Origin of the sequence: Helicobacter sp. 219-2 (genome assembly GCF_030053225.1) — a bacterium.
Classification (GTDB): Bacteria; Campylobacterota; Campylobacteria; order Campylobacterales; family Helicobacteraceae; genus Helicobacter; species Helicobacter pylori_C.
On the sequence record NZ_JASGBS010000001.1, the window covers coordinates 1,380,281 to 1,396,292 of the forward strand.

At 38.5% G+C, this 16,012-nt stretch carries 14 protein-coding genes and 1 pseudogene; 11 read left to right on the forward strand and 4 right to left on the reverse strand.

The features are described 5' to 3' along the window. The first annotated feature begins 28 nt into the window (after positions 1–28). From P6280_RS06660 to cheW, 9 genes and pseudogenes are all read left to right on the forward strand, one after another. Positions 29–1,687 carry a 30S ribosomal protein S1 gene (locus tag P6280_RS06660; RefSeq protein WP_283237344.1) on the forward strand — a complete coding sequence of 553 codons (1,659 nt, stop codon included), beginning with the start codon at positions 29–31 and terminating at the stop codon, positions 1,685–1,687. 28 nt (positions 1,688–1,715) lie between these two features. Beyond that, positions 1,716–2,255, forward strand: a complete 540-nt coding sequence (locus P6280_RS06665) for a hypothetical protein (protein WP_283237345.1) — start codon at positions 1,716–1,718, stop codon at positions 2,253–2,255. A 15-nt stretch (positions 2,256–2,270) separates the two neighbouring features. Further along, positions 2,271–3,845, forward strand: coding sequence for a phosphoglycerate dehydrogenase (serA, locus tag P6280_RS06670; RefSeq protein WP_029568038.1), 1,575 nt, complete (start codon positions 2,271–2,273; stop codon positions 3,843–3,845). 9 nt (positions 3,846–3,854) lie between these two features. Beyond that, positions 3,855–5,705, forward strand: coding sequence for a menaquinone biosynthesis decarboxylase (locus tag P6280_RS06675; protein WP_283237346.1), 1,851 nt, complete (start codon positions 3,855–3,857; stop codon positions 5,703–5,705). Beyond that, entirely contained in the window at positions 5,702–6,370 is a 669-nt protein-coding gene (locus tag P6280_RS06680; protein WP_283237347.1) for a YggS family pyridoxal phosphate-dependent enzyme, read from the forward strand. The genes P6280_RS06675 and P6280_RS06680 overlap by 4 nt, the downstream gene beginning before the upstream one ends. Position 6,371: 1 nt before the next feature. Continuing rightward, positions 6,372–7,130 (forward strand): UDP-2,3-diacylglucosamine diphosphatase, encoded by a 759-nt coding sequence (locus P6280_RS06685; RefSeq protein ID WP_283237348.1) that lies wholly within the window; start codon positions 6,372–6,374, stop codon positions 7,128–7,130. Between the two features lie 3 nt (positions 7,131–7,133). Next, a complete protein-coding gene (cheV3, locus tag P6280_RS06690; protein WP_283237349.1) occupies positions 7,134–8,069 on the forward strand; it encodes a chemotaxis protein CheV3 in 936 nt (311 codons plus the stop codon). Positions 8,070–8,126: 57 nt separating this feature from the next. Next, positions 8,127–10,551, forward strand: a pseudogene (gene cheAY2, locus P6280_RS06695) (chemotaxis histidine kinase/response regulator CheAY2). Continuing rightward, positions 10,548–11,045 (forward strand): chemotaxis protein CheW, encoded by a 498-nt coding sequence (gene cheW, locus P6280_RS06700; RefSeq protein ID WP_000070752.1) that lies wholly within the window; start codon positions 10,548–10,550, stop codon positions 11,043–11,045. Before cheAY2 ends, cheW begins: the two are co-directional and overlap by 4 nt. A gap of 251 nt (positions 11,046–11,296) precedes the next feature. Here the strand turns inward: cheW and tpx are convergent, their stop codons facing one another. Further along, positions 11,297–11,797: a thiol peroxidase gene (gene tpx, locus P6280_RS06705; protein WP_245049480.1), complete on the reverse strand. Its 501-nt coding sequence runs from the start codon at positions 11,795–11,797 to the stop codon at positions 11,297–11,299. Positions 11,798–12,020: 223 nt separating this feature from the next. On the opposite strand from tpx, the gene sodB reads away from it, so the two are divergent. Next, positions 12,021–12,662 (forward strand): superoxide dismutase [Fe], encoded by a 642-nt coding sequence (gene sodB / locus P6280_RS06710; RefSeq protein ID WP_000494599.1) that lies wholly within the window; start codon positions 12,021–12,023, stop codon positions 12,660–12,662. 51 nt (positions 12,663–12,713) lie between these two features. Then, a complete protein-coding gene (cmoA, locus tag P6280_RS06715; RefSeq protein ID WP_017283207.1) occupies positions 12,714–13,433 on the forward strand; it encodes a carboxy-S-adenosyl-L-methionine synthase CmoA in 720 nt (239 codons plus the stop codon). Positions 13,434–13,492: 59 nt separating this feature from the next. Here the strand turns inward: cmoA and P6280_RS06720 are convergent, their stop codons facing one another. From P6280_RS06720 to zapB, 3 genes are read right to left on the reverse strand one after another with little or no spacing between them, the layout of a single operon-like run. Further along, entirely contained in the window at positions 13,493–15,352 is a 1,860-nt protein-coding gene (locus P6280_RS06720; protein WP_283237350.1) for a primosomal protein N', read from the reverse strand. Continuing rightward, entirely contained in the window at positions 15,337–15,573 is a 237-nt protein-coding gene (locus P6280_RS06725) for a hypothetical protein (RefSeq protein ID WP_000555362.1), read from the reverse strand. Before P6280_RS06725 ends, P6280_RS06720 begins: the two co-directional genes overlap by 16 nt. A 12-nt stretch (positions 15,574–15,585) precedes the next feature. Continuing rightward, positions 15,586–15,813, reverse strand: coding sequence for a cell division protein ZapB (gene zapB / locus P6280_RS06730; RefSeq protein ID WP_015429233.1), 228 nt, complete (start codon positions 15,811–15,813; stop codon positions 15,586–15,588). Between the last annotated feature and the right edge of the window lie 199 nt (positions 15,814–16,012).

The following is a 16,012-nucleotide window of genomic DNA, read 5'->3' on the forward strand; positions in this document are numbered from 1 at the left end:
TTATATTTATTTTATAGTAAGGCAGTCAATGAGCAAGATACCAGATGATCAGAACTTTAATGACGAGGAGGAAAACTTCGCAGAACTCTTAAAAAAAGAAGAAACCCTAGAAAAAGGCACTATCAAAGAAGGGCTAATCGTTTCCATCAATGAGAATGATGGTTATGCCATGGTGAGCGTGGGCGGTAAGACAGAAGGTCGTTTGGCTTTGAGCGAGATCACCGATGAAAGGGGGCAGTTGCTGTATCAAAAAAATGACCCCATTATCGTGCATGTGTCCGAAAAAGGTGAACACCCTAGCGTTTCCTACAAAAAGGCCATTTCCCAACAAAAGATTCAAGCTAAAATTGAAGAATTAGGCGAAAACTATGAAAACGCCATTATTGAAGGCAAGATTGTAGGCAAGAATAAAGGGGGCTATATCGTGGAGTCTCAAGGCGTGGAGTATTTTCTCTCCCGCTCGCACTCTTCTTTAAAGAATGACGCAAACCATATCGGCAAACGCATTAAAGCGTGCATCATTCGTGTGGATAAGGAAAACCATTCTATCAATATTTCTCGCAAACGATTCTTTGAAGTCAATGACAAACGACAGCTTGAAGTTTCTAAAGAATTGTTAGAAGCTACAGAGCCGGTGTTAGGGGTTGTGCGCCAGATCACCCCTTTTGGTATTTTTGTAGAAGTTAAGGGGGTTGAGGGTTTAGTCCATTATTCTGAAATCAGCCATAAAGGACCGGTCAACCCTGAAAAATACTATAAAGAAGGCGATGAAGTCTGTGTCAAAGCCATCGCTTATGATGAAGAAAAAAGACGCCTTTCACTCTCCATAAAAGCGACCATAGAAGACCCATGGGAAGAGATCCAAGACAAGCTAAAACCCGGATACGCCATTAAGGTGGTGGTGAGCAATATTGAAAATTATGGGGCGTTTGTGGATATTGGTAATGATATTGAAGGCTTTTTGCATGTTTCTGAAATCTCTTGGGATAAAAATGTCAGCCACCCTAGCAAGTATTTGAGCGTGGGGCAAGAGATTGATGTGAAGATCATTGACATTGATCCAAAAAATCGCCGCTTAAGAGTTTCTTTAAAGCAACTCACTAACAGGCCTTTTGATGTTTTTGAATCCAAACACCAAGTGGGGGATGTTTTAGAAGGCAAAGTAGCGACTTTAACGGATTTTGGGGCGTTTTTGAATCTGGGTGGGGTGGATGGTTTGCTCCACAATCACGACGCTTTTTGGGATAAAGATAAAAAATGCAAAGACCACTATAAAATTGGCGATGTGATCAAAGTGAAAATCCTTAAAATCAACAAAAAAGATAAAAAGATTTCTTTGAGCGCGAAACACCTAGTTACTTCCCCTACAGAAGAATTCGCTCAAAAGCATAAAACAGACAGCGTGATTCAAGGCAAAGTGGTGAGTATTAAGGATTTTGGCGTCTTCATTAATGCTGATGGCATTGATGTGCTCATCAAAAATGAAGATTTGAACCCCTTGAAAAAAGATGAAATTAAAATAGGGCAAGAAATCACATGCGTGGTGGTTGCGATTGAAAAATCTAACAACAAGGTGCGTGCTTCTGTGCATAGGTTAGAGCGCAAAAAAGAAAAAGAAGAGTTGCAAGCTTTTAACACGAGCGATGATAAAATGACTTTAGGGGATATTCTTAAAGAAAAACTCTAAAGAGTGATTTTAAAAACATGAGAATGGCATGAGATTTAAGAGTGTTGTTGCTTTTATTTCCCTAGCTGTCGCTCTTGGCGTTTTAGCCTATTTGTTTTTAAGTGTTAAAAAAGAAATGCCCGCTATTTCTCATGCCGATAAAAATCTCTCTCAAACAGATGCAAAAAGCCATGGCATCAACCTAGAAGAAAATAGCCCTAATGAAGTCTCTCATAATGAAAATGAAATCTCTCATAATGAAAAAGCCCCCCATAACCAAGAAGATCGCAACAACGCTCTTTCTCAAAACCTTGATGCGCAAGAAGTTATCAATTACCCTGTTATAGAGCATCATTTTGAAATCCCTTTTGAAGAAAAAAAAAGGGAGTATTCAAAGCTTATCATTAAGGATTTAAAGGGTTATCAATGGTGGTGTTTAAAAGAAATCCTTAAAAAAGAACAAATTGATTACGCTTACGATAACACCAAAAACCAACCTAACCTCATCATCTATTTAGATAAAAATAAAAAAGAACGCTTTTTAGCTGATTTAGACTATTATAAAATACGCTATCATGCTGTTTTTTAAATTCAAAGGATAAAAATGTATCAAGTAGCCATTTGCGACCCCATCCATGCTAAAGGCATTCAAATTTTAGAAGCTCAAAAAGACATTGTCTTGCATGATTATTCCAAATGCCCCAAAAATGAGCTTTTAGAAAAACTCACTCTCATGGATGCGCTCATCACGCGCAGCATGACTCCTATCACCAGCGATTTTTTAAAGCCCTTAACCCACTTAAAATCCATCGTGAGAGCGGGCGTGGGAGTGGATAATATTGATTTAGAAAGCTGTTCTCAAAAAGGGATTGTAGTGATGAATATCCCTACCGCTAACACGATTGCCGCTGTGGAATTGACCATGGCGCATTTGATCAATGCGGTACGCTCATTCCCTTGCGCAAACGATCAAATCAAACGCCAAAGGTTGTGGAAAAGAGAAGATTGGTATGGCACGGAATTGAAAAATAAAAAGCTGGGCATCATTGGTTTTGGGAATATTGGCTCTAGGGTGGGCATTAGGGCTAAAGCTTTTGAAATGGAAGTCCTAGCCTATGATCCTTATATCCCTTCTTCAAAAGCCACTGATTTAGGGGTCATTTACACAAAAAATTTTGAAGATATTTTGCAGTGCGATATGATCACTATCCACACCCCTAAAAATAAAGAAACCATTAACATGATAGGCGCTAAAGAGATCGAACGCATGAAAAAAGGGGTTATTTTGATCAATTGCGCTAGAGGGGGGCTTTATAATGAAGACGCTCTTTATGAAGCTTTAGAAACTAAAAAAGTGCGTTGGCTTGGCATTGATGTCTTTTCTAAAGAGCCTGGCATTCATAACAAGCTTTTAGATTTGCCTAATGTTTATGCGACCCCCCATATTGGCGCGAACACTTTAGAATCCCAAGAAGAAATTTCCAAACAAGCCGCTCAAGGGGTTATGGAATCTTTAAGGGGTTCAAGCCACCCGCATGCTTTGAATTTACCCATGCAAGCTTTTGATGCGAGTGCAAAAGCCTACTTGAATTTAGCGCAAAAATTGGGTTATTTTTCCAGTCAAATCCATAAGGGCGTGTGCCAAAAAATTGAGCTCAGTCTTTGTGGGGAGATCAACCAATTTAAAGACGCTCTTGTAGCCTTTGCACTAGTGGGGGTATTAAAACCTGTTGTAGGGGATAAAATCAATTACATTAACGCCCCTTTTGTGGCCAAAGAAAGAGGCATTGAGATTAAGGTTAGCCTTAAAGAAAGCGCTTCGCCCTATAAAAACATGCTCTCTTTAACTTTAAATGCAGCTAATGGTTCAATCAGCGTGAGCGGCACGGTGTTTGAAGAAGATATTTTAAAACTCACTGAGATTGATGGGTTTCATATTGATATAGAGCCAAAGGGTAAAATGCTTTTATTCAGGAATACGGATATTCCAGGCGTTATTGGGAGTGTGGGGAATGCGTTCGCTAGGCATGGCATTAACATCGCTGATTTTCGTTTGGGGCGTAACACGCAAAAAGAAGCCTTAGCGCTCATTATTGTAGATGAAGAAGTTTCTTTGGAAGTTTTAGAAGAGCTTAAAAACATTCCTGCGTGCTTAAGCGTTCATTATGTGGTTATTTAAGGTAGTTGGATGCGAGATTTTTTAAAGCTTTTAAAAGAGCATGATGAATTAGAAGTCATTGATACCCCCCTTGAAGTGGATTTAGAAATCGCTCATTTGGCCTATATAGAAGCGAAAAAGCCTAATGGGGGCAAAGCTCTTTTATTCACGCAACCCATAAGAAAAGAACATAACCAAATCAAAACCTTTGATATGCCTGTTTTAATGAACGCTTTTGGCTCTTTCAAACGCTTGGAGCTTTTATTAAAAACCCCTATAGAAAGTCTGCAACAACGCATGCAAGCGTTCTTGCACTTTAACGCTCCTAAAAATTTCACTGAGGGTTTGAAAGTCTTAAAAGATTTATGGGATTTAAGACACATTTTCCCTAAAAAAACCACTCGCCCTAAAGATCTCATTATCAAGCAAGATAAAGAAGTCAATTTGTTGGATCTACCCATTTTAAAAACCTGGGAAAAAGATGGCGGGGCTTTTATCACTATGGGGCAAGTCTATACCCAAAGCCTAGATCATCAAAAAAAGAATTTAGGCATGTATCGTTTGCAAGTTTATGATAAAAACCATTTAGGCTTGCACTGGCAAATCCATAAAGACTCCCAACTCTTTTTCCACGAATACGCTAAGGCTAAAGTCAAAATGCCTGTCAGTATCGCTATTGGTGGGGATTTGCTCTACACATGGTGTGCGACAGCCCCCTTACCTTATGGGGTTTATGAGCTCATGCTCTATGGTTTTATGAGAGGAAAAAAAGCGCAAGTAATGCCATGCTTGAGTAATTCTTTGAGCGTGCCAAGGGATTGCGATATTGTGATAGAAGGGTTTGTGGATTGCGAAAAACTAGAGCTTGAAGGACCTTTTGGGGATCACACGGGCTATTATACCCCCATTGAGTCTTACCCTGTTTTAGAAGTCAAAACCATTAGCTATAAAAAAGATTCCATTTACTTGGCCACTGTGGTGGGTAAGCCCCCTTTAGAAGACAAATACATGGGGTATTTGACTGAGCGCTTGTTCTTGCCCTTGCTTCAAATGAACGCCCCCAATCTCATAGATTATTACATGCCGGAAAATGGGGTGTTTCATAATTTGATTTTAGCCAAAATACACACGCGCTATAACGCTCATGCCAAACAAGTCATGCATGCTTTTTGGGGTGTGGGGCAGATGAGTTTTGTCAAACATGCGATTTTTGTCAATGAAGACGCTCCCAATCTAAGAGACGCTAACGCTATTATTGAGTATATACTAGAAAATTTTTCTAAAGAAAAAATTCTCATCTCTCAAGGCATATGCGACGCTTTAGATCATGCAAGCCCTGAATACGCTATGGGGGGGAAACTCGGTATTGATGCGACCTCTAAAAGCAACACCCCCCACCCCACGCTTTTAAACGATAACGCCTTATTAGCGCTTTTACAAGATAAAATGCCCAATATCGTTCTTTTGAAGCAATATTATCCGCACACCCGTAACCCCATTTGCGTCATTAGCGTGGAAAAGAAAGACAAAAGCGTCATTGAATTGGCTAAAAATTTGCTCGGTTTTGAAGAATATTTACGCATTGTCATCTTTGTAGAGCATATCAGCAACGATTTAAACAACCCTTACATGCTGTTATGGCGCATCGTTAATAACATTGATGCGCAACGCGATATTCTCACCTCTAAACATTGTTTTTTTATAGACGCTACCAATAAGGGCGTTATGGATAAACATTTTAGAGAATGGCCTGCAGAAACCAATTGCTCCATGGAGATCATAGAGAATTTGAAAAAGAAAGGGCTTTTAAAAGATTTTGAAACCTTAAATCAAAAATTCCACCTCACGCATTCTTTTAGCACGCATAAAGAAGAGCTATGACAGATTATAGCCAAAGGATTGATACCCTCATCGCAAAAATAGAAAAGGCTCGCATCGCCTATTCAAGGCACCACATTGTAAAAATCGTGGCTGTTTCAAAAAACGCTTCCTTAGAAGCCATTCAAAATTACTACAACTGCTCTCAAAGGGCTTTTGGAGAAAATAAAGTTCAAGATTTAAAAATTAAAATGCATTCTTTAGAGCATTTACCCCTTGAATGGCACATGATAGGCTCTTTACAAGAGAATAAAGTCAATGCGTTTTTGAGTTTAAAACCCGCTCTTTTGCATTCTTTAGACTCCTTAAAACTCGCTTTGAAGATAGAAAAGCGTTGCGAAATGTTGGGCGTCAATTTAAACGCTCTTTTACAGGTTAATAGCGCGTATGAGGAAAGTAAAAGCGGGGTGATGCCTGAAGAAACGCTAGAAATTTATTCTCAAATCAGTGAAACTTGCAAGCATCTCAAACTTAAGGGGCTTATGTGTATAGGGGCTCATGCTGATGATGAAAAGGAAATTGAAAAATCCTTTACCACCACCAAAAAGCTTTTTGACCGATTAAAGAATGCGAGCGTTCTTTCAATGGGCATGAGTGATGATTTTGAATTAGCGATTGCTTGCGGGGCGAATCTTTTGAGGATTGGCTCTTTTTTGTTCAAAGAGTAAGATGCTAGAATCTTATGCGCTTAAAAGCGGGGCTGTTTTTATCTCTGATGCGCATTTTTTGCCTAAAAGCCCTCATTTAATCAATACGCTTAAAGAACTTTTAAGCGCCAAACCCCCACAAGTCTTTTTCATGGGCGATATTTTCCATGTTCTTGTGGGCTATTTACCCCTAGATAAAGAGCAGCAAAAAATCATTGATCTAATCCATGCTTTAAGCGAAATTTCACAAGTCTTTTATTTTGAAGGCAACCATGATTTTTCCATGCGTTTTGTATTCAATTTTAAAGTGGTGGTTTTTGAGCGCCAAAACCAGCCCGTATTATTCCAATACGATAACAAACGCTTTTTACTAGCCCATGGGGATTTATTCATTACTAAAGCGTATGAATTTTACATCACGCAGCTCACCTCCACTTGGGCTAGATTTTTTCTAACTTTTTTAAATTTATTAAGTTTTAAAACCTTATACCCTCTTTTTAAAAAACGCATCTATCAAAAACCCATCCGCCTTTGGGAATTAGAACCAAAAGAATTGCAATCTTTTATTGAAAAGCGCCTAAAAGCCTACCAAAACTATATTAAAGATCTTAACATTGGTAGCATTGACGGCATTATAGAGGGGCATTTTCATCTCAAAAGCGGCGCAAAAATCCCCTTGAATGCACCTATTTATTGCCCACTGCCTTCCTTTTATTACGAACAAAGCCTTTTTAAGGTATCATCAAGCATTTTAGAACCATCTCAAAATAAGGACGCCTAAATCATGGCAGAAAAAACAGCTAACGATTTAAAATTGAGTGAGATAGAACTCGTGGATTTTCGTATTTATGGCATGCAAGAGGGTGTCCCTTATGAGGGGATTTATGGCATCAATGTGGCTAAAGTCCAAGAAATCATCCCCATGCCCACCCTTTTTGAATACCCTACGAATTTGGATTACATTATCGGCGTGTTTGATTTGCGCTCCACGATCATTCCGCTTATAGACTTGGCTAAATGGATAGGGATTATCCCGGATAAAAGCAAGGAAAACAAAAAAATCGTCATTATCACTGAATTTAACAATGTTAAAATGGGCTTTTTAGTCCATTCCGCTAGGCGTATCAGGCGCATTAGCTGGAAAGATGTGGAACCTGCATCCTTTAGTGCATCTAATAGCATCAATAAGGAAAATATCACCGGCACAACACGCATTGAAAACGACAAAACCATGCTCATTTTGGATTTAGAAAGCATTTTAGACGATCTAAAGCTTAATGAAGACGCTAAAAACGCTAAAGATACCCCTAAAGAGCGTTTTGAAGGCGAAGTGTTGTTTTTAGACGATAGCAAGACCGCAAGAAAAACCTTAAAAAATCATTTGAGTAAATTGGGTTTTAGCATCACTGAAGCTGTGGATGGGGAAGATGGGTTGAACAAATTAGAAATGTTGTTCAAAAAATACGGGGATAATTTGAGGAAACATTTGAAATTCATTATTTCGGATGTTGAAATGCCTAAAATGGATGGCTATCATTTCTTATTCAAGCTCCAAAAAGACCCCAGGTTTGCTTATATTCCTGTGATTTTTAATTCTTCTATTTGCGATAATTATAGCGCTGAAAGGGCTAAAGAAATGGGGGCTGTAGCGTATTTAGTCAAGTTTGACGCAGAAAAATTCACCGAAGAAATTTCTAAGATTTTAGACAAGAATGCGTAATTCTTTTTATAAAATTGTAAAATACTCTTATCTCAAACGCTAAAAAGGGGTTTTAAAATGGATGATTTGCAAGAAATAATGGAAGACTTCTTGATTGAAGCCTTTGAAATGAACGAACAGTTGGATCAGGATTTAGTGGAATTGGAGCATAACCCTGAGGATTTGGATTTGCTCAATCGCATTTTTAGAGTCGCTCACACCATTAAAGGCTCTAGCTCGTTTTTGAATCTTAACATTCTCACGCATCTCACGCACAACATGGAAGATGTCTTGAATCGCGCCAGAAAGGGCGAAATCAAAATCACGCCTGATATTATGGATGTCGTGTTGCGCTCCATTGATTTGATGAAAACTTTACTCGTAACGATTAGAGATACCGGCTCTGATACTAATAACGGCAAGGAAAACGAGATTGAAGAAGCGGTCAAACAGCTTCAAGCCATTACAAGCCAAAATTTAGAGGGCGCTAAAGAAGGGACTAAAGAAGCCCCCCAAAAAGAAAATGAAAAAGAAGTAAAAAAAGAAGCGAAAAAAGAAAATATAAAAGAAAATCAAGAAAACAAGGCAAAATCCCCTACTGCAAAAGATTTTGCAAGCGATAACCCTCTAGCCGATGAGCCGGATTTGGATTACACTAACATGAGTGCTGAAGAAGTGGAAGCGGAGATTGAGCGGCTGTTGAACAAACGCCAAGAGGCCGATAAAGAACGAAGAGCTCAAAAAAAGCAAGAAGCCAAACCTAAACAAGAAGTTGCCCCCAAAACAGAAACCCCCAAAGCCCCTAAAACCGAAACTAAAACTAAGGCTAAAGGCAGATACTGAAGAAAATAAAGCCCCCTCTATTGGCGTGGAGCAAACCGTTAGGGTAGATGTGCGCCGCTTGGATCACTTAATGAATTTAATCGGTGAGCTTGTGTTAGGAAAAAATCGCTTGATTAGGATTTATGGCGATGTGGAAGAACGCTATGATGGGGAAAAGTTTTTAGAGGAATTAAACCAGGTGGTTTCTTCTATTTCAGCGGTAACGACAGACTTGCAGCTTGCGGTGATGAAAACCAGGATGCAACCAGTAGGCAAAGTGTTCAATAAATTCCCTCGCATGGTAAGGGATTTGAGCCGGGAATTAGGCAAGAGTATTGAACTAATCATTGAGGGCGAAGAAACCGAATTAGACAAATCCATTGTAGAAGAGATTGGCGATCCGCTCATTCACATTATCCGCAACTCATGCGATCATGGGATTGAGCCTTTAGAAGAAAGAAGAAGGCTTAACAAGCCTGAAACCGGTAAGGTGCAATTGAGCGCGTATAATGAGGGTAACCACATTGTGATTAAAATCTCTGATGACGGCAAGGGGTTAGACCCTGTGATGCTTAAAGAAAAAGCGATTGAAAAAGGGGTGATTAGCGAAAGAGACGCTGAAGGCATGAGCGATAGGGAAGCGTTTAACCTCATTTTCAAGCCAGGCTTTTCTACTGCAAAAGTCGTTTCCAATGTTTCAGGCAGAGGCGTGGGCATGGATGTGGTGAAAACCAATATTGAAAAGCTCAATGGGATCATTGAAATTGATTCAGAAGTGGGGGTAGGCACGACTCAAAAGCTTAAAATCCCTCTCACTTTAGCTATCATTCAAGCTTTACTCGTGGGCGTTCAAGAAGAATATTACGCTATCCCGCTTTCTTCAGTTTTAGAAACCGTGCGCATCAGCCAAGATGAAATCTACACCGTTGATGGCAAGAGCGTGTTGCGTTTGAGAGATGAGGTGCTTTCTTTGGTGCGCCTTTCTGATATTTTTAAAGTGGATGCTATTTTGGAATCCAACTCAGATGTGTATGTGGTTATCATTGGCTTGGCCGATCAAAAAATTGGCGTGATCGTGGATTATTTAATCGGTCAAGAAGAAGTGGTCATCAAATCTTTAGGTTATTACCTTAAAAACACTAGAGGCATTGCTGGCGCTACGGTGAGAGGCGATGGGAAAATCACTCTCATTGTAGATGTGGGGGCGATGATGGATATGGTAAAAAGCATCAAGGTCAATATCACTACCTTGATGAACGAATCCGAAAACACGAAAAGCAAAAATTCCCCTAGCGATTATGTCGTTTTAGCGATTGATGACAGCAGCACGGATAGAGCGATTATCCGCAAATGTTTAAAACCATTAGGCATCACGCTTTTAGAAGCCTCTAACGGGTTAGAAGGCTTAGAAATGCTTAAAAATGGCGATAAAACCCCAGACGCTATTTTAGTGGATATTGAAATGCCTAAAATGGACGGCTACACTTTCGCTTCTGAAGTGCGTAAATACAATAAATTCAAAAACCTGCCTTTGATTGCAGTAACCAGTCGGGTCACTAAAACCGATAGGATGCGTGGCGTTGAATCCGGCATGACTGAATACATCACCAAACCTTATAGTGGTGAGTATTTAACCACCGTAGTGAAACGCAGCATCAAATTAGAAGGAGGCGAATCATGAGCAATCAATTAAAAGACTTATTTGAAAAACAAAAAGAAGCTAGTGCGGGTTCTAAACAAGAAGACAATGAAGAAATTTTGCAATTCATTGGCTTTATTATTGGCGATGAAGAATACGCCATTCCTATTTTGAATATTTTAGAAATCGTCAAACCCATTGGTTACACGAGAGTTCCTGAAACCCCAAATTATGTGCTTGGCGTGTTCAATTTAAGGGGTAATGTCTTCCCTTTGATCAGCTTGCGTTTAAAATTTGGCTTGAAAGCCGAAAAGCAAAACAAAGACACTCGTTATTTGGTAGTGCGCCATAACGATCAGATCGCTGGGTTTTTCATTGATCGCCTAACCGAAGCCATTCGCATCAAGCAAACAGATATTGACCCGGTGCCAGAAACTTTAAGCGATAACAATAATTTAACTTACGGCATTGGGAAGCAAAACGACAGACTCGTAACCATTTTAAGAGTGGAAGAAATCTTAAAAAAAGACTTCTAAAAATTTTAGTTTATCCATAAGCGGGCTTTGAGAAAGACTTATTCCATTAAAAAAGCTTGATTTTAATCAAGCGATAAGCGTTTGATTGAAAACAGAGTCTTTATGTTTTCTTTTAAACATAGCGTGAAACTTTTTTAAACGGATTAAAAAGAACTTCTTATTTTTTAGTTTTTATCACCAACACTTTTTAATAAGTGGGGCTTTTTGCATTGAAACTCGCTAGATTATAGCCCCCTCCTTTTAAGGATTTCCTATTTCAACACTTTTAAAAGCGCTTCATAATTAGGCTCTTCTAAAATGTTTTGAACGATTTCTTTATAGATAACCACTCCCTTATCATCAAGAACAAACACCGATCGAGCGAGTAAGCCTTGCAAAGAGCCTTTGCCTAACAGCACGCCGTAATTTTCCCCAAAAGCCTTATACCTAAAATCGCTTAAAATTCTTAAGTCCTTAATGCCTTCAGCGCCACAAATTTGCCCTTGAGAAAAAGGTAAGTCCATAGAAATAACGCTAAAACTCACAGAAGGCAGTTTGCCGGCTTGCTCGTTGAAGTGTTTGGCTTGGAGCAAGCAAACCGATCCAGTTAAGCTAGGAAGCGCGCTAATGACTTGAAAACGCACGCCCTGCTTCAATAAACTGACTTCTTGCAAGTCGCCATTTACCAATTTCACATCAGGAGCTTTATCGCCCACTTTTAAGGGTTTCCCCTCTAATTGGTATGTTTCTTCTTTAAAAGTAACTTTTTGCATTGTTAAATCCTTTCTAATTGAATTGCTATATAGCGTTAGAATAGTAGCCCATTAAGATTAACTTTTAAAAAATTTAAAAAGAATTTGTTTAAAAAATCGTTTCAATTTTAAAAAACCCCTTAAAATCTACAAAATTTGCATAACGATCAATTTTTAAGAAAAGATTTACCAAAAAGTATTAAAAAATGATTACAATACGGCTATCTAATCACAAGGAGAAAACATGTTTACATTACGAGAATTGCCTTTTGCTAAAGACAGCATGGGAGATTTTTTAAGCCCCATAGCGTTTGATTTCCACCATGGGAAACACCATCAAACTTATGTGAATAATTTGAACAACCTCATCAAAGGCACAGATTTTGAGAAAAGTTCTTTGTTTGCTATTTTGACAAAATCTAGCGGAGGCGTGTTTAATAACGCCGCTCAAATTTATAACCACGATTTTTATTGGGATTGCCTAAGCCCCAAAGCGACTGCCTTAAGCGATGAGTTAAAAGGGGCTTTAGAAAAAGATTTTGGCTCATTGGAAAAATTTAAAGAAGACTTCATTAAGAGCGCGACCACTTTGTTTGGCTCTGGCTGGAATTGGGCAGCGTATAATTTAGACACTCAAAAAATTGAAATCATTCAAACGAGCAACGCTCAAACCCCAGTTACGGATAAAAAAGTGCCGCTTTTAGTGGTGGATGTGTGGGAACATGCTTATTATATTGACCATAAAAACGCGCGCCCTGTGTATTTGGAAAAATTCTATGGGCATATCAATTGGCATTTTGTTTCTCAATGCTATGAATGGGCGAAAAAAGAAGGCTTAGGCTCAGTGGATTACTACATCAACGAGTTGGTGCATAAAAAAGCTTAAGCGTTACTGCTGTTGTGGTTTAAAGATTTTTAAACCACGCTTCTTTTTTGAATGAAAGACACTCTGTTTAACCAATCTCTAAACAAACGCTTTTGTTTTGATGAGAAAGTCGCTCATGTTTTTGATGACATGCTGGAGCGCTCCATCCCCTATTATTATGAAATGTTGGATTTGGGGGCGTATTTTATCGCTCAAAATTTAAAAGAAAATATCAATGCTAAACCCTTGATTTATGATTTGGGCTGTTCTACCGGGAACTTTTTTATCGCGCTTAACCAACAAATCCAACAAGATATTGAGCTTGTAGGGATTGACAATTCCATGCCCATGCTTAAAAAAGCGCAAGAAAAATTAAAAGATTTTAAAAATGCCCGTTTTGAATGCATGGATTTTTTAGAGGTTGAGTTTAAAGAAGCGAGTGCGTTTTCATTGCTTTTTGTGCTACAATTTGTCCGCCCCATGCAAAGAGAGGTGCTGCTCAAAAAGATTTATAACAGCCTTGCATTGAATGGGGTTTTATTGGTGGGCGAAAAGATCATGAGCGAAGATCGGATATTAGACAAGCAAATGATAGAGCTATACTACCTTTATAAACAAAATCAAGGCTATAGCCACAATGAAATCGCTTTCAAAAGGGAAGCGTTAGAAAATGTGCTTGTGCCTTATAGTTTAAAAGAAAATGTCGCTCTTTTAGAAAGCGTAGGGTTTAAGCATGTGGAAGCGCTGTTTAAATGGGTGAATTTCACGCTACTAGTCGCTAGAAAAACTTAAGTTTTCTAAAAAAGATATAAAACATGAGTTTTTTGAAATAATATTAAAACTTAAGTTTTTTAAAAAATATCCACAGGATCCATATTCACGCTGCAAGGGATATTTTGGGCGGTTTTTAAAAACGCATGCACGCTTTTGATTAGGCTTAAAGGGTTTTTGGAACGCAATAAAATAAGGTAGCGGTAAGAAGAAGCGATTTTTTCAATGGGGGCTTTAAAGCTAGAGAGCGTTACGCCCTTTTCTAAACACGAAGAAAGGGTTTGAGAGGCTTTTAGGCTCAATTGTTGGGCTTTTTCTTCGTTTTTATGCTTAAATTCTAACAAGCACAGCCTTGAAAAAGGTGGGTAGAGTTCGCACCTTTCTTGCAATTCGTATTGTAAAAAATCTTCATAATCTTCTAAAAAATTTTCTAATAGATCCGTTTCGGTGCTTTGAATGAACACTTGACCAGAAATTTGCCTAGCGCTCCTCCCAGCGATTTGATAAAGTAACGACACGCCTTCTTCTAAAGCCCTATAACTATTGGATTTAATGATATTGTCTATGCCTAAAACAACCGCTAAACTCACTTTAGCGTAATCATGCCCTTTGCTTATCATTTGAGTGCCGATTAAGATATTGGTTTTTTGAGCGTTGAAATCGTTTAAAATATTGTGGAGTTTTTTTGGCGTGCTGGTATGATCTTTATCTAAAATGGCTATTTTAGCGCCTTTCAAAAGGCCTTCTAATTCGTTCAACACTTGCATGGTGCCTATCCTTTTACCCACTAAAACTTCGCTTTGGCATGCGCTGCAAATTTTAGGGATAGGGCTTGAAAAATGGCAATAATGGCACATGAGTTTGTTGGTTTTTAAATGCAAACTCATATTCACGCTGCAAAAGGGGCATTGAACGCTTTTGTAGCAATTTTGACACAGCAAGGTTTTGAAATTAGCCCTTGTAGGTACAAAAATAATGGCTTGCTCGTTTTTGTCTATCACTTGTTGCAGCACTTCTAGGAGTTTGGGCGTGATAAAACGCTCCGTTTTTTCAAAAATAATGTTTTTTTGCGTGGGGGTGTAGCGCCCCTTTAAGCGCACTAAAGCCTTATCTTTAAAGCGTTTGTAACTATTCAAACTTGGCGTAGCAGAGCCTAAGATCACTTGAATAGGGAATTTATGGGATAAATACAAGCATAAATCCCTAGCGTTATACATAGGGCTTTGATGAGATTTATAAGAAAAGTCATGCTCTTCATCTACAATGATTAAACCCAACTCCTTAAGGGGTAAAAACAACGCACTTCGTGTGCCTACCACCAATTTGATTTCTTGCGAATAAAGCTTTTCTAAAAATTGTTTTTTTTGGGTTTGAGAGAGTTTGCTATGCCACAAGCCCAAATTTTCTTTAAAGACCCTTTTAAGGCGTTGTTGCATTTGAGGGGTGAGGGCGATTTCTGGCACTAACAATAAAGCGCTTTTTTTTTGCTCTAAAGTTTGAGCGATTGAGTGCATATAAATCTCGGTTTTCCCGCTACCCGTATCGCCAAAGAGCAAGCTTGCTGAATGTTTTTGCAATTCTTTTAAAGCGTTTGTTTGCGTTTGGCTTAACGCATTAAGAACAGGCTCAATTTTTTCTAACCCCACCAAATCGTATTCTTTAAAAGGGGTAAAAAGGCTTAAGACTAAAGAAAGATTAGCCGAGTAATATTGAGCGATAAATAGAGCGAGCTCTATTTGAAAGGGGAGTAAAAAATAAGGGGTTTTTTCTAGTTCTAGGCATTCAAAAGAGGGTTTTGAAACTTCTTCAAGAACGACGCCCAAAAGCGTTTTATTCCTTAAAGGGATATTGACTAACGCTCCTTTTTGGTGCCGCTCCTTAGAAAAGTAAGTTAAAGGGGGGGTTTTATTTTTTAAAGGAGCGATTAAGTGATAGAACATGATGAGATTTTTTCTAAAAGCTTTTTGAGTTCATTGTGCAAATACTCGTTTTGACAACTTTCATGCAAATAATCCTTTAAAAGCTCTAAAGCGTTTAATTCTTGGTTATGGAAACGCTCCTTTAGGGTGCGTTTCATCTCATCGCTAAAGGTGTTATTGAGAGAGATTTTATAGCGTTTGCCCAAATAAGTGATTTCTAAGCTGTCGTTTTCTGAATGCATGTTTTTAATGGTTTATGACAATAAATCAGAGATTTTGTCATAAAGACCTTGAATGCCCTTATCTTTAGCGCTCAATTCATCGTATAAAATAGCGATTTGAATGTCTTTTTCTTCATTTTGCGCATTCAGTGTGGTGTTTGCTTGGCGTAAAGCGTTCAACTCTTCTTCTTGTTTTTTGATTTTTTCAATCAATTCATCAATTTTAGCGTCCAATTGGTTTAACAAACTTAAAGATTGCATAGTAAGCCTTTCATGGTTTTTAAAAGTTATTATATCAAAGCTATTTAATTATCGCAAAATACCCCTATCCCCTTAAGGTAATGACCTTTAGCATAAAATAAAGTAACTAAAACCCCATGTTTTAAACCATTCTTATGGCGGTATTTGGTATTTTTGATTACCATAAAGCAACAAGATAGAAAACTTGACATGGGAGTGA

What these genes read in the sequence shown, in the direction of transcription:
- P6280_RS06680 (WP_283237347.1), top strand. Translation starts at nt 5,702, where the DNA reads ATGACAGATTATAGCCAAAGGATTGATACCCTCATCGCAAAAATAGAA.
- cmoA (WP_017283207.1), top strand. Translation starts at nt 12,714, where the DNA reads ATGAAAGACACTCTGTTTAACCAATCTCTAAACAAACGCTTTTGTTTT.
- P6280_RS06660 (WP_283237344.1), top strand. Translation starts at nt 29, where the DNA reads ATGAGCAAGATACCAGATGATCAGAACTTTAATGACGAGGAGGAAAAC.
- serA (WP_029568038.1), top strand. Translation starts at nt 2,271, where the DNA reads ATGTATCAAGTAGCCATTTGCGACCCCATCCATGCTAAAGGCATTCAA.
- P6280_RS06665 (WP_283237345.1), top strand. Translation starts at nt 1,716, where the DNA reads ATGAGATTTAAGAGTGTTGTTGCTTTTATTTCCCTAGCTGTCGCTCTT.
- P6280_RS06685 (WP_283237348.1), top strand. Translation starts at nt 6,372, where the DNA reads ATGCTAGAATCTTATGCGCTTAAAAGCGGGGCTGTTTTTATCTCTGAT.
- zapB (WP_015429233.1), bottom strand. Translation starts at nt 15,813, where the DNA reads ATGCAATCTTTAAGTTTGTTAAACCAATTGGACGCTAAAATTGATGAA.
- P6280_RS06725 (WP_000555362.1), bottom strand. Translation starts at nt 15,573, where the DNA reads ATGCATTCAGAAAACGACAGCTTAGAAATCACTTATTTGGGCAAACGC.
- tpx (WP_245049480.1), bottom strand. Translation starts at nt 11,797, where the DNA reads ATGCAAAAAGTTACTTTTAAAGAAGAAACATACCAATTAGAGGGGAAA.
- P6280_RS06720 (WP_283237350.1), bottom strand. Translation starts at nt 15,352, where the DNA reads ATGTTCTATCACTTAATCGCTCCTTTAAAAAATAAAACCCCCCCTTTA.
- cheW (WP_000070752.1), top strand. Translation starts at nt 10,548, where the DNA reads ATGAGCAATCAATTAAAAGACTTATTTGAAAAACAAAAAGAAGCTAGT.
- cheV3 (WP_283237349.1), top strand. Translation starts at nt 7,134, where the DNA reads ATGGCAGAAAAAACAGCTAACGATTTAAAATTGAGTGAGATAGAACTC.
- P6280_RS06675 (WP_283237346.1), top strand. Translation starts at nt 3,855, where the DNA reads ATGCGAGATTTTTTAAAGCTTTTAAAAGAGCATGATGAATTAGAAGTC.
- sodB (WP_000494599.1), top strand. Translation starts at nt 12,021, where the DNA reads ATGTTTACATTACGAGAATTGCCTTTTGCTAAAGACAGCATGGGAGAT.